At 66.1% G+C, this 12,385-nt stretch carries 15 protein-coding genes and 1 tRNA gene; 6 read left to right on the top strand and 10 right to left on the bottom strand.

What is annotated here, in order from left to right; translation table 11 throughout:
* Positions 1-28: 28 nt before the first annotated feature.
* Both ACI3KU_RS08695 and ACI3KU_RS08700 read right to left on the bottom strand, forming a co-directional pair.
* Positions 29-1,162: a M23 family metallopeptidase gene (locus ACI3KU_RS08695; protein WP_404921918.1), complete on the bottom strand. Its 1,134-nt coding sequence runs from the start codon at positions 1,160-1,162 to the stop codon at positions 29-31.
* Positions 1,163-1,360: 198 nt separating this feature from the next.
* Positions 1,361-2,155: an inositol monophosphatase family protein gene (locus ACI3KU_RS08700; RefSeq protein WP_404921919.1), complete on the bottom strand. Its 795-nt coding sequence runs from the start codon at positions 2,153-2,155 to the stop codon at positions 1,361-1,363.
* A 150-nt stretch (positions 2,156-2,305) separates the two neighbouring features.
* Here ACI3KU_RS08700 and ACI3KU_RS08705 point away from each other — a divergent pair, with 150 nt between their 5' ends.
* Positions 2,306-2,833, top strand: coding sequence for a DUF2087 domain-containing protein (locus ACI3KU_RS08705; RefSeq protein ID WP_404921920.1), 528 nt, complete (start codon positions 2,306-2,308; stop codon positions 2,831-2,833).
* A gap of 283 nt (positions 2,834-3,116) precedes the next feature.
* On the opposite strand, the gene ACI3KU_RS08710 is transcribed toward ACI3KU_RS08705, so the two are convergent.
* The 6 genes from ACI3KU_RS08710 to ACI3KU_RS08735 all read right to left on the bottom strand — a co-directional run bounded on the left by ACI3KU_RS08710 (position 3,117) and on the right by ACI3KU_RS08735 (position 8,230).
* A tRNA-Tyr gene (locus tag ACI3KU_RS08710) sits at positions 3,117-3,200 on the bottom strand.
* Positions 3,201-3,300: 100 nt separating this feature from the next.
* The gene (locus tag ACI3KU_RS08715; protein WP_404921921.1) at positions 3,301-4,221 is read right to left on the bottom strand and encodes a PfkB family carbohydrate kinase; all 921 of its coding nucleotides are present in this window, start codon (positions 4,219-4,221) and stop codon (positions 3,301-3,303) included.
* On the bottom strand, positions 4,218-4,706 hold the full coding sequence (locus ACI3KU_RS08720; protein WP_404921922.1) for an FBP domain-containing protein: 489 nt from the start codon (positions 4,704-4,706) through the stop codon (positions 4,218-4,220). Before ACI3KU_RS08720 ends, ACI3KU_RS08715 begins: the two co-directional genes overlap by 4 nt.
* A gap of 30 nt (positions 4,707-4,736) precedes the next feature.
* The gene (locus ACI3KU_RS08725) at positions 4,737-6,626 is read right to left on the bottom strand and encodes an alpha-amylase family glycosyl hydrolase (protein WP_404921923.1); all 1,890 of its coding nucleotides are present in this window, start codon (positions 6,624-6,626) and stop codon (positions 4,737-4,739) included.
* Between the two features lie 63 nt (positions 6,627-6,689).
* Positions 6,690-7,715, bottom strand: coding sequence for a BtrH N-terminal domain-containing protein (locus ACI3KU_RS08730; RefSeq protein WP_404921924.1), 1,026 nt, complete (start codon positions 7,713-7,715; stop codon positions 6,690-6,692).
* Entirely contained in the window at positions 7,715-8,230 is a 516-nt protein-coding gene (locus tag ACI3KU_RS08735) for a PadR family transcriptional regulator (RefSeq protein ID WP_404921925.1), read from the bottom strand. Before ACI3KU_RS08735 ends, ACI3KU_RS08730 begins: the two co-directional genes overlap by 1 nt.
* Positions 8,231-8,302: 72 nt before the next feature.
* Here ACI3KU_RS08735 and ACI3KU_RS08740 point away from each other — a divergent pair, with 72 nt between their 5' ends.
* A complete protein-coding gene (locus ACI3KU_RS08740; RefSeq protein ID WP_404921926.1) occupies positions 8,303-8,794 on the top strand; it encodes a YajQ family cyclic di-GMP-binding protein in 492 nt (163 codons plus the stop codon).
* 2 nt (positions 8,795-8,796) lie between these two features.
* On the opposite strand, the gene ACI3KU_RS08745 is transcribed toward ACI3KU_RS08740, so the two are convergent.
* Together ACI3KU_RS08745 and ACI3KU_RS08750 are read right to left on the bottom strand one after the other, a co-directional pair.
* Positions 8,797-10,005 (bottom strand): tyrosine-type recombinase/integrase, encoded by a 1,209-nt coding sequence (locus tag ACI3KU_RS08745; RefSeq protein WP_404921927.1) that lies wholly within the window; start codon positions 10,003-10,005, stop codon positions 8,797-8,799.
* Between the two features lie 6 nt (positions 10,006-10,011).
* Positions 10,012-10,728 carry a helix-turn-helix domain-containing protein gene (locus ACI3KU_RS08750; RefSeq protein ID WP_404921928.1) on the bottom strand — a complete coding sequence of 239 codons (717 nt, stop codon included), beginning with the start codon at positions 10,726-10,728 and terminating at the stop codon, positions 10,012-10,014.
* A gap of 89 nt (positions 10,729-10,817) precedes the next feature.
* On the opposite strand from ACI3KU_RS08750, the gene ACI3KU_RS08755 reads away from it, so the two are divergent.
* The 4 genes from ACI3KU_RS08755 to ACI3KU_RS08770 are packed head-to-tail and all read left to right on the top strand — an operon-like array spanning position 10,818 to position 12,383.
* Entirely contained in the window at positions 10,818-11,012 is a 195-nt protein-coding gene (locus ACI3KU_RS08755; RefSeq protein WP_404921929.1) for a helix-turn-helix domain-containing protein, read from the top strand.
* Entirely contained in the window at positions 11,012-11,908 is an 897-nt protein-coding gene (locus ACI3KU_RS08760) for a hypothetical protein (protein ID WP_404921930.1), read from the top strand. The genes ACI3KU_RS08755 and ACI3KU_RS08760 overlap by 1 nt, the downstream gene beginning before the upstream one ends.
* Positions 11,905-12,192, top strand: coding sequence for a hypothetical protein (locus ACI3KU_RS08765; protein WP_404921931.1), 288 nt, complete (start codon positions 11,905-11,907; stop codon positions 12,190-12,192). The genes ACI3KU_RS08760 and ACI3KU_RS08765 overlap by 4 nt, the downstream gene beginning before the upstream one ends.
* Positions 12,189-12,383, top strand: coding sequence for a hypothetical protein (locus ACI3KU_RS08770; RefSeq protein WP_404921932.1), 195 nt, complete (start codon positions 12,189-12,191; stop codon positions 12,381-12,383). The genes ACI3KU_RS08765 and ACI3KU_RS08770 overlap by 4 nt, the downstream gene beginning before the upstream one ends.
* Positions 12,384-12,385 lie beyond the last annotated feature (2 nt).

Raw genomic sequence — 12,385 nt, forward strand, 5'->3', positions numbered from 1 at the left:
CCAGATGATCGAGGCGGCGATTGAACACTCACTCCGTGTGAGAGCGCAGCCAAGCGATCGGATCGATGGTCTTTCCGTCGATGATGATCTCGAAGTGCATGTGTGCACCAAAGGACCGACCGGTGTTGCCCGTGAGGCCCAGCACGGTGCCCACGGTGACCTGGTCGCCGGCCTTCACGCGCAGCGAGCCGTACTGCATGTGCGCGTAGTGGCTCGTGACAATCTCGCCATCGATCTCGTGGTCGATGTAGACGTTCACGCCGTACGCGCCGCCGTTCTCGGTGGCGATGCGCACGGTGCCGTCGGCGATCGCCTGGACCGGCGATCCGTCACCCGGCTGGAAGTCGGCGCCCTCGTGCATACGCCCATCGCGCATGCCAAAACCGTCTCCCACAGGAACGCCGACGGCGAAGGGCCACTGAATCGGCGCGGAGACGTTGTTCACGAAGACCGACGACGAATAGTTGCGTATGCCGCTCTCCTGAGCGAGCTCAGCTCCCGAGATCGTGGAGTAGTTCTCGCTGCGCGCCAGATCATCGGTGAGCGCATCACCCGAGGCGACGAATGCCTGGATATCGCTCTTCGCGGTGGTCGGGCCGGAGCTGGCCACCGAGGCGACAGCCGAGCTTTCCCCGATCGACGGCGGCAGCGCCATTGCGACCACGAGAGCGGCTGCGGCACCCATAACACCGATCGAGGCGCCAGCTGTCGCAATGCGGCGAACGTTCCGACGCTTACGCGGCGCAACGTGCAGATAAGCCGGAAGGTCCGAAACCGTGGTGTCGGCGGCGCTCGACTCCTCGATGATCGACGTCACCTGGGTGTGCCCGGCCTCAGCGAAGACTCGCGATGCCTCGGCGAATGCATCACCATCGGGATCGGCAATGACATCGAACGTGTGCGCGGGGGGAACCGTCGGTGTGGCGGTCGTGCCGGCTGGACGAGCCTTCTGAGCACGACGCGCATCGCCGCGTCGCCCAGCGTGGGAGAGCGTGGGCTGATCGGTTTCGACAGTGGGCTCGATCGGCGCGACAGCGTTGTCGTCGGGAGCGATAGCGGCCGCTGCCAGGGTGACAGCGGCGGCGCGAGCTCGCAGTTCACGGCGCGTCAGGTGCGCACCAGAGTTGGTGGGAGCGGATTCGTCGCGGTCAGCTTCAGACACAACGCCGTCACCGGCTCGGGTGTGATCTATCGACAAGAACTCGTTACCTCAGGTTGGCCGCACAACCGCGACGCGTACAGATTCAGGGGGCGGATCGATTTCAACTGCGGGTCAGCAAAAGTAACGATCAGGTAAAGGCTACCCCCGTTCCGCTGAAAAAGCCATCCGAAGGGTGAACCCCGTTCAGGATCCAGCGCCTCACTCCCTCAGCGCGGCGACCACTCGATCATGGGCCGGCCGAGACCCGGCGACGATTCGTGGGCGCGCTCCCATGGTGTCGAGGAACGACACCGCTCCCCCAGCCTCGGTCACCAACAGAGCTCCTGCCGCGTGATCCCACGCCTTCAGATCACGTTCGGAATAGGCGTCGATACGCCCCGCAGCCACCGATGCCAGGTCGAGCGATGCGGCACCGAAGCGACGCAGATCGCGGGCGAACGGCAGGAGTCGCGCAATCTCCGCGAGATCCGCCGCATGCGTCGACCGGTCGTATCCGAAGCCTGTGGCCACCAGCTCGCCCGCGGCACTCGGCTCCGCAACCTGCAGGGCAACACTCGTGCCGTCCCCCACGTCCAATCGCGCTCCCGCACCGAGCGCCGCGCTGAACATCTCGTTGGTCGCTGGAGCGAAGACCGCGCCCGCCTGAGCGGTCCATTCACCCACGCGCGCGGGGCCGGACACCACGGCGATACTCACGGCCCAGAACGGCAGGCCCTGGGCATAGTTGACGGTACCGTCGATCGGGTCGACGATCCAGGTCAGTCCCTCAGCGGGAACGGGGTCGTACTCCTCGCCGATGATGCCGTCCGCGGGCCGCTCCCTCGCGAGCCGGTCACGGATGAGCCGTTCGACCTCACGGTCGGCCTCCGTGACGATGTCGGCCAGCGTGGACTTCGTCGCCGCGATGCGCACCCCCTCCGCGCGTCGGCGGGCGGCAAGCTCGCCGGCTTCGTGCGCGATGTCAACAGCCAGGTCACGAAGGTCAACGCTCATGCCGCCAGCCTAAACGGGGTCCCACCGCCCGCGACCCGGTCAGCGGCCGGCGACTCAGACGACAGTTTCCCCATAGCGCAAGGCCAGTCGTCGGAGGGCCGTTCAGGTCAATGGCAGACTGATCGAACTCCGACATGAAGGAGAGCAGCGATGAGTGACGATTCCGCGAACGCCTGGCGCCCTATCCTGGCGGCGATGGCCAATGATGCCGCCCGCGAGCTGTTCGCACATGTCGTGCTTCACGGCCACACAGGTGCGGTCGAGTTTCTGGAATCGCTCTCCCCGTCGCGAGCGAATCACGTGCGCTCGGCACTTCTCAGCGCCGGGATGGTGCGCGAGGACAGCGACGGGCAAATGCACGTCGAACCTGCGGCGTTCACGCGCGCGCTGCGTGCCGCGGCGACTCCGCCCGCTCGGACGGGCATCGAGCGATTCCTGACGGCCGACGGTGCCATCGCCACCTACCCTGCGAACCTCACAGAGCGCGGTGAGCTGCTTGCGCTCGTCGCTCGGACCTGCATGCGCGAGGATGAGGTGCTCTCGGAGGCGGAGCTCAACGAGAGGCTCGAGCGATTCTCTCCCGACGTGGCCGTGCTGAGACGGTATCTCGTCGACTACGGCGAGCTCGAGCGAACGCGAAGCGGATCGGAGTACGCCCGCGTCGCGACGATGCTCTGAGGGCTCCGGACACACACACCGACCATCGCACCGGCGCCGCGGCTCGACGGTGAGTACCGCAAGAGAGACGGGTCTGGCCTGTCATCGCAAGCAGTCGCACCTCCCGCGGACACATGGCCCTTGGTTTGATGTGGGGGCCTGCCGCAACCTATTCAATGCGAGGCCGCCGCTCGGCGCGAGCCTTTGGCCCAGCGATGTGATCTGGAGGAGCAACAGTTCTCGCGAACGCCTCACACCAACATCGGAAACAAAAAATGCCCCGGTCTCGGGGCATTTTTCAATCTGGTGGCGGGTGAGGGATTCGAACCCCCGTAGCTTACGCGTCTGATTTACAGTCAGATCCCTTTGGCCGCTTGGGAAACCCGCCAGGTGCGCACCCGACCAACTTGTACAGCCGACCAGAGGCGCGAGTATTGATACTACCGGACCATCGGCCCGACCAAAAATCGGCAGATCAGGAGCGGGTCTCAGGTATCGATGCGGTGCGCCTCATCACCCTCGTTCGCGCGAGGTAGGCGCAGCAGCGCACCCTCCGCCCGACACGTCGCTGCGGCCACATCCATGGCCTCAGCGAGGGCTTGTTCCCATCCCGTGGCATCACGGGCGGATTCGAGCAGCAGCGCCCGCACCATCGTCGCAAGAGTGGCGTCACCGGCACCCATCGTGTCGACGATGTGCCCCGGCAGACTTGAGATCCCCCGGGCAACGCTGAGGCCAGCACTGTCAACACGCGCACCATCCGCACCGGCCGTTGAGAGAACCGCCGCAGCCCCGAGGTCGAGCATGCGATCGCGCATCTCGGGCAGGCTCGCGCGATACAACAGGCGCGCGTCGTCGTCGCCGATCTTCACAAGCGCCGCTGCGGGCACCAACGCTTCGAACCCGGCAATGAAGCGCTCGCGGTCGTGCATCATCCCGGCGCGCGGATTCGGGTCGATGACGAGCCGCGTAGGAGTCCCACCGACGGCGTCGGTCAGCTCATTCGTCTGCTCCTCGTCGTCGAACGCCACGCAGCTGACCACCGTGATCGGTGCCGCACCGATCGCCGCCCGTTCCGCTTCGCCGTAGCGGATCATCCGCTGACGCGCGGCCTCCGAGAACGCGTAGACCGGCTCACCCGATGGACCCCGCTCACTGACGGCACGCGCAGTACCCAGCGACGACGGGCTCGCGAGAAGCTCCACACGATACGCATCCAGAAGCTCGCGGATACGCTCGCCCGGCTCGTCGTCGCCCACCATCGCGATCAGCGTGGTCGGCACGCCAAGCACGCTCAGGCCAACAGCGACGTTGAGCGCGGCGCCGCCGATGAACTCACGCACGCCGCGCGGATCGCGCAGCTCGTCGATGAGCGCGTCACCGATCACCACCACCCGGTCGGCGCTCATGCGTCTTCCAACACGCGACGCACGAAGTCCTCCGCGCGTCGGCGCGTGCCGTCGAGGCGGTGATTCACATCGCCGCGGACCTCACCGGGCGCCAGCGGTGCTGCCAGCCGAACGGCGTCGTGGCAGGTGAGGTCGGCGCACATGTACGTGCCGATGCCGTCGCCTCGCTCCCCCGCCTTGCCCCCTCGGCGTGCGGTGAACATCGTCACCTGGTCGGCCGGCTGCATCGTATGGCAGATGTTACAGACCCCGGCCCGCGCGCGACTGGAGCCGGTCGCCGCGCGAAGCATGATCCCGGTGGGGTGCCCATCGAGCTCGACGATCAGGTACGCGCGATCTCGCGTGCGCGGATCACGCCAGGCGACGAAGTCCATGTGATCCCAATCCAGGATCAGAAAGGCTGTGGGTACCGCCATCAGCTCGCGCTCGCTGTCAGACGCGTTCGCCAATGCTGCGCGCGCGTCATCCTCGGTCATTCCTCGCATGAAGCCTCCGTCGGCGAGTCTAGGAGCCTCTCACGCCGCCCGGGTCGGGACCACGACGCCCGGGAGCACCCACACGCCGAAGCCGGGACCCTCGAATTCGATTCGGACAACGCCGTCCGCAGCGACAAGGGACGCGTCACCAAACAACGGATCGGCCTCCGAGAACCCCGCGAGAGCGCGAGCATCGATCTCAGCAACCGCCGTGGACCGGGCCGCAGCGATCAACATGGTCTCCTCCGCGCTCTCGCGCACGAACACCAGAAGCTCATCCGACACGTGCACCCACCGCATCCCGCCGGTGGCGAGCGCGCCATGCTGCCGCCGCAGTGCGATGAGATCTCTGTACAGGGCGATCCGCTCAGCGACACTCGGCTCGACCTCGGTGCCCCAGGGAATCGGCGTGCGGCTCGATTCGCCATCGGCCCCGGTCAGGCCGTACTCGTCACCCGCGAAGACCACCGGCAGCCCGGGCAGGGTCAGGGACAGTCCGACCGCGACGGGCACCGTTGCGGGGGCTGCGTTGGTCGCGAACCGCGCCGTGTCGTGCGTGTCGAGCGGCTGCATGTTGCCGAGGCGCACCCGCCATGGGATGCCCGCCGTGAATCGGGTGACGGCGGCCGCCACATCGGTGCCCGAGTAGCGTGGGATTCCGCCGACGGGCTGGGTGAAGAACCACGGATCCGTCGACGCCGAGCCGTCGGACTCGAGATAGGGCTCGCGGGTCGGCTCACTCAACCACCCCCACACGGGGCGGGTGAACGAGGGATACGTCATCGCTCCGTGCCAGGCGTCTCCCTGCAGATCGCTCTGCGCGTCGTTCGTCGACTCGCCGAGCAGGATTCGCTCACCGGACACTGACATGACAGCACGCAGCAGGCCCTGGCGCACCTCGGCGTTGAGATCGATGGCACCGAGACGGCCGGTCATGTTCGCCACGTCAACCCGCCAGCCGTCGATGCCGAACGGCTCTCGCAGCCAGTGGGCCACGACAGAGTCGTCGTCCTCATAGAAGCGGCGGCGCAGTTCGGCATTCGACCAGTCGAACTTCGGCAACGTGTCGTAGCCGAGCCAGGATTCGTACCTGGTGCACTCCGGGTCGGTGAAGTAGTAGAAACCGGCTTCCACGGATTCCGGATGGCCCTTCGCCGCACGGAACCACTCGTGGCTGTCACCGGAATGGTTGCTGGTCAGATCGCCGATGATGCGCATTCCGCGCTCGTGCACGGCCGCGATCAGGCGCGCATATGCCTCGTCTCCCCCCAGGAGCTCGTCGACGTGACGGAAGGTGGATGCGTCGTAGCGATGGTTGGACTCCGCCGGGAAGACCGGCGTGAGATAGACGAGATCGACGCCCAGATCCTGCAGATGGTCCAGGTGCTCGATGATGCCATCGAGGTCGCCGCCGTAGAACTGCTGTGTGCGACCGGGCATCACGGGATCGACCGGCTCGTCCCATTCCGCCGGAATCGCCCAGTCCGGTGTGGGCCGAGCGTCGGCTGCGGCCGATCGTGCGAAGCGGTCGGGGAAGATCTGGTACATCACCGAGCGGTGCAGCCAGGCGGGCGGCGCTGCGGTGGTCACGAGTGCGAAATCCTCACCGTCCAGGGTCTCCCCGACATGGAGCCCAGATTGATTCAGCCACTGAACCAGTCCGTCCTCGTGAAGAAAGAGGAAGCGATAGCCATGCCGCGGGTTCGCCACCGTGACCGGCGCCTCCCACCAATCCCATCCACCAGCAGAACCGATGCGTTCCGCCTCGGTCCAGGCCGGCTCGTGATCGGGATTGGACCGGGTGCGTACCGCGGCGAGGGGTCCGAATTCGAGGGGCACGCGGACCCGCACACGCACCGTGTCACCGAGTTGAGGCGCATCATCCGAGACATACAGCGCCGAGCCGTCGTGGTGCGGTGTGAGCATCATCCGTGGTCCTCCCTCAGCGAGATCGCCAGCCTCGTCCCCGGCTGTTCTCCTCGTGCGGTCAGTCTAGAGGCGGGGTCGGACACTGCGGTGTTCGAGGGTGCGAAGCCGCTCCATGGCAGTGGTCTCCCTGTCCGCGATCGTGTTCAGCACTGTGCTCGCCTCCGCGAGCAGCCGCGGTTCACGTTCGCGTCCGGCGGCCTCGATGAGCTCGGCGGCACGGGTCCACAGCACGGCCGATTCGGCAAACAGATCGATGCTCTCGCCCCACGCCGCGGCCTCGGCCTCAGCGAGATCGGGTGCGACGACGTCTCGAGCCTCCACGAGGAAGTCGCGGTAGAGGGTCCGGAACAGTCCCCCGCCCGTTCCCCCACGTTCCATCAGCGAGGCGATCAGCGGCAGGTCAGTGGATGGGTCGGCCACGCGATCCAGCCAGGCGGGCAGCTTTCGCGCCGCCGTGCGCACACCACGTCCGCCGACATTCGCGATGGGTGGGTTCAGGTACGCGACAGCTGTCGCGGTGACGGCATCGACGATCGACGACGAAAGATCTCGGGGAGGTCCGGCGTGAACCGTGAACGAGCGGTTGCGCGCCGACATCGGGCCGCGGGCTGATCGCGCCTGCGCGAAGCTATCGAGACTCGTGGACACCCTCCCTCCCTGTTGCGCCGTATCGACCAGATGAGCACTCCGATCGTCGTATCCGATGATCGCCGCGAAGTGCCCGGCGAAATGCACCCGAGAAGTGAAGTACTCCAGGTAATAGCTGTCCAGCTGGAGTCCCACGGCCAGTCCCTGATCCAGAGCGCCGCGCACCTTCTCCCACGCGAGTCGCGGAGATGCCGTCTCGTGCACGTCCAGGTCCACACCGCACCGCACGGCCACCGACCGAGCGATCTCGAAGGGCTTCACCCGTCCGCCGATGAACGGGGCCGGCTGCCGCCGAGAATCCCAGTAGACAAAGGACAACCCGCTCCCCAGTCCGAACAGCATCGGCTCAGACAGGTCGATGCCCGCCCCCGCGAAAAGCACACGAAGCGTCGACGTCTCACAGTGAATGCCACCGGCGAGCGGTGTGTGATCGGTGTGCATTACTTCTCTCCTGTTCGTTCGATGAGCCAAGCACGTTCGGCCTCCCACTGATTGAGGGAGTAGGCGAACACCTCACGGGCCGCGCGCGGAAGCGGCTGCTGACTCTGCTCGGCTGCTCGAATCGCCGCGAGCCGGGCGTCCACTTCGTTGAGCCGCGCGCGCAGCGCATCCGAGTAGCTCGCACCGACGAGGTCCAGGTTCGCAAGCGCCACGAGGAACGGGTTGCCCGTTGGGCGGGCGTGCTCCAGCAGTTCGGCGGCGGCCACGCGCGCCTCCTCCCGACCTGTCGCTGTGGCATGCATGACGCGACGCGAGGTGGGTCCCGCGGCGGCAGCATCGGATCCGACCAGGCCGCGCTTCTCCAGCTTGGCGAGCACGTAGTAGATCGACGAGAACCCGATGTCCGTCCACTGCCGTATGCCGCGTTGGTCGATGATGCGCTCGAGGTCATACCCGTGGCGGGGCTGCTCGATGACGAGCCCGAGGATCGTGAGCTCCGCCGAAGTGAGGGTCATGCAGCTATTCTAGCGCTAGAATGATGGCGACTGTTCTTCCGCCTTTTCCGGGCCCGCCGATACACTGGCGACATGCCAAGCGACAGTAGTTTCGACATCGTTTCCAAGGTCGACCACCAAGAGGCCGACAATGCACTCAACCAGGCGAAGAAGGAAGTCGAGCAGCGCTACGACTTCAAGGGCACCGATGCCTCCATCGACTGGAGCGGTGAGAGCATCCTGATCAAGGCCAACACCGAGGAGCGCGCACTCGCCGTCCTCGACGTGTTCCAGTCCAAGCTGATCAAGCGCGGCATCTCCCTGAAGAGCCTCGAGTCGGGCGACCCGACCCCGAGCGGCAAGGAGGTGCGCATCGTCTCCACGATCAAGGACGGCATCTCCCAAGAGAACGCGAAGAAGATCGGCAAGATCATCCGCGACGAGGGCCCCAAGGGCGTCAAGAGCCAGATCCAGGGCGACGAGCTGCGCGTGCAGTCCAAGAGCCGCGATGATCTTCAGGAGGTCATCCGCCTGCTCAAGGCCGCCGACCTCGACGTGGATCTGCAGTTCATCAACTACCGGTAAACCTATCCCCCGACCTGGGGTTTCCTGTTCTGAGTCCGCGGTGAGTCCGCGAAACTCGCGACAGACTCCATGAACGACGCAGCTGCAGCGCGCGTCCGGTCCCCCGCCGTTGGCCAGAGATGGCCGTACACGTTCAGCGTGATTGACGGCGTGGAGTGACCGAGCGCGCGTTGCACTGTCACGACATCGCAGCCAGCGGCGATGAGGTTCGAGGCGTAGGTGTGCCGCAGCGTGTGGAGCGTCACCGTGTCGGGGAGGCCGACGCGGGTCCGGATCTTCCGCCATTCCTCGCCCGCGTTGTTGCGCTGGTAGAGGTGGCCGAGCGGCGTCCTGAACAAGTACTCGCCCGGGTCGGAGATCCGCGTGTCCTTGATGTGGGCGGACAGCGCCGCGGTGAGGTCGCTGGGGACGTCGATCGCGCGCTCGCTGCCGAACTTCGGCGGCACGGGCTTCGTGGACGCGAGGGACGATCCCTGGATCTGGCGGCGCACATTGATGACGCGGCCGAGGAAGTTGACGTCCGCGATCTGGAGTCCCGCGGCTTCCCCGAGTCGGAGGCCGGCGTACACGCACACCTCAACGAAGCCGCGGAAGTGTCCAGCGACCTCGAGGACTGCACTGACCTGTTCGGCGGTGAGGATCTCCATCGCGGCTTCCGCTTTGCGCACGCGTGGCGGCTTGGCGTCGACGGCGGGGCTCGTGGCGATGATCTTCTCGCGGACGGCGCCCCTGAATACCATCTGGATGTAGTTGAGGCGGGTGCGGATGGTGCTGGCGGCGAGTCCGCGTTGCGTCTCGCGCTTGATCCACGTGTCGACGTCGACGGTGAGGATCGAATTGAGGGTCTTATCACCCCAGGGGACGCTCTGTAGCGCCGTCTGAGCGGCTTCCACGGTCCCATCGGCCCAGACCTGCCGTTCGACCCATTCGGCCGTCCAGGTGGTCCAGGTGACGTTCCCGGCGCGTGGGTTGACGAACTGGCCGGTGACGGTCGCGGCGGTCTGCTCGTCGAGCCAGCGTTGCGCGTCCCGTTTCTTGTTCATCGGGAAGTGGCGGGTGTGTTCTTTCCCGTCGGGGCCTTTGTAACGTGCGCGCCACACGACGACGCCGGTGGGCTCGCTCATCGTCTTGCCGGTGTCAGGGTCGCGGCGAGTGGTGCCATCCGCGTTCTTGACGGGACGGCGTAGCGCGTACCGCGTGGGGGTCACCACCGCTGTTCACCACCCCATTGCAGGAACACGCTGGTCCGGGTGGACGGGGTTGTCCAGATTCACCTGGCGCGTGCGCAGCGAGCTTTCGAGCTCGTAAAGCTCAGCGTGCACGTCACGCAGTTGCTCCTTCAACGCGAGCACGGCGGGCGTACGGAGCGCCGCCTCCTGCGCAGCTTCATCGTCAGAGTAAACCCAAACATCCGCGCGGATTTTCGCATGAGCCTCGACAGTCGCCATGTGAATCTCCAGGCGAAGGCGCTCCGCACGCATCATCAGCGTGCTACGCAGCTGGATATCCCTCGCGAGGTTGCGATCCGCAGCCGCAAGCCATCCAGCTGCTTCCACGTCGTCGTCCGACAGCGGCTCTCGGTTGACGAGCGGGGACAACTCGACGCTGTTCAGTCGACCTCCTACCCATTCGCGCGTCGTCCACACTGGCGAGCGCACTTCGTCGCGGCCCTCTCCTGCCGGGATCAGCTCGACGTAGGCGTACGGGATACGGAGGTCGAACAACAGGTCGACCGGGCTGACGTGAAGCACGTATGCGAGCGCAAGCAGCTGAGCCGTCGTCACGTCACGCTTTCGGCCGTTCTCAAGGTTCGCGATGATCGACCGCGTCAGACCATGATCCGCACGTTGCGCGAGCTCATCAGCGGAAAGCTTGCGCATTTTCCGATAGCGCGCGATCTGTCTTCCCAACACTTCTGGGGCAAGTTGAGGCATGGGCTACACAGTACAGCCAATTTTGTGTTAGCGTCATGCCACCCAAGGCCGACGACACAGATCGGTCGAGTTTGTGTAGGAGGCAACACATGGAACGAACGACATTCGGCGAACTGCTGAGCGTGGACGAAGTCGCAGAGATTCTGCGGCGCTCTCCCGGCTCTGTGCGGTGGCTGATCCACACGGAAGCGATCAAGTCCGGGAAGGTCGGCGGCCGTCGCATGGTTCGCCGCAATGACCTGCAGGCGTTCATCGACGCCGCGTTCGAGTCGGCGGCGTCCTGATGTTCGCGACGCCGGCCGTGGAGACGTGGATCTCCCCCTCGGGTCGTGTCGGCACCGTGGCGCTGGATCAGGACCCTGTGGCGCTGGAGGCGCTGCGGGACATGATGCGGGCCCAGGGATACACCCTGCAGAACGAGGAAGCCGGAGAGGCCGCTGGAACGGCCGTCTCCGGCGAGATCATCAACCCAGGTCAGGGAACGATCGACACCAGTGTGACACCGGACGTCGATGAGCGCGACCTCACCATCGTGCAGCGCACCACCGACGTCACCCCGGAGGAAGTCGACTGGGCGGCGGGAAACCTCGCCCACCTCTCGACCACCTACCACGACGTCAAGACGGACCGCCAGGCCGTCGACGTGCGCTCTGGTGGCCGTCTGTGGCGGTCCGCGTGCCGGATCGTGATGCTGACCGATGACAACGGCGTCGAGCAGTTCCGGGTGGTGCTGTACAAGGGCGCGACGATCGCCGATGTGACCGATGCGGATGAGGTGATCGAGCAGGCGAAGGCCGGCTACTTCCTCCGGCACGGGTGGGATCGCATCGAGGACTTCAACGGGTCGCCGCGGTACCTGTTCGCGGAGTACCGGCGCGTGGACGGCCGTACGTCTGAGCCCGCGCTGGTCTGTGACGAGCCGCAGTGCTCGGAGGGGTGGCATTCGGTGATCGAAGATCACTGCGCCGAGGAGATGCTGTCGAGGACGACCGGCGCCCGGTACGAGATCCGGGTGAGGCGTCCCGTGGCGGAGGCTGCGGCCCCGTGGCAGGTGGAGGTGTACGCGGACGACTTCATGGGGACGCCGGAGCAGGTGGCTGCGTTCATGAACGATCTGTCGTGGTGTCAGCAGGCGTGTGTGGCCGCGAACGCGAAGCGCACGAAGGTGGTGGCGGCATGAGTGCCGAGGACCGCGCACGACGCTCGTGGAAGCGCGAAGACGCCCCTACCGAGCCAACGATGACCGAGGCCGAGTGGCAGGCTCAGGGAGCCGCTGAGACCGCTGTCCTGTCCCATGCTGTCGACGATCCGGCCGACGTTCACATCGTGTTGCTGGACACGGCATGGGAGCCGGTGATCGAGCTGGACAAGCACGCGGCGATCGCGCTCGCGGCCCGTCTGCTGGATCTCGCTCTGCAGGTGCCGGAGCCGCGGTTCACGCTGCCGTTGGCGGTGGAGTCATGAGCGGCGCGAACGTCGTGGTGACGGCGGATGGGATCACCGTGCGGCACGAGCAGCCGATGAGCCCCGAGGAGGCCAAGGACGTCGCTATGCGGCTGCTGGAAGCGTCCACGGCGCACCTGGCCACCTCACGGACGTTGCGGCGTCCTGCGGCCGTAGACGAGGCGCTGCGCGACCGCGAAGGCGGGGTGTGAGC

Source organism: Microbacterium sp. ZW T5_56, from assembly GCF_044987425.1.
Lineage (GTDB): Bacteria > Actinomycetota > Actinomycetes > Actinomycetales > Microbacteriaceae > Microbacterium.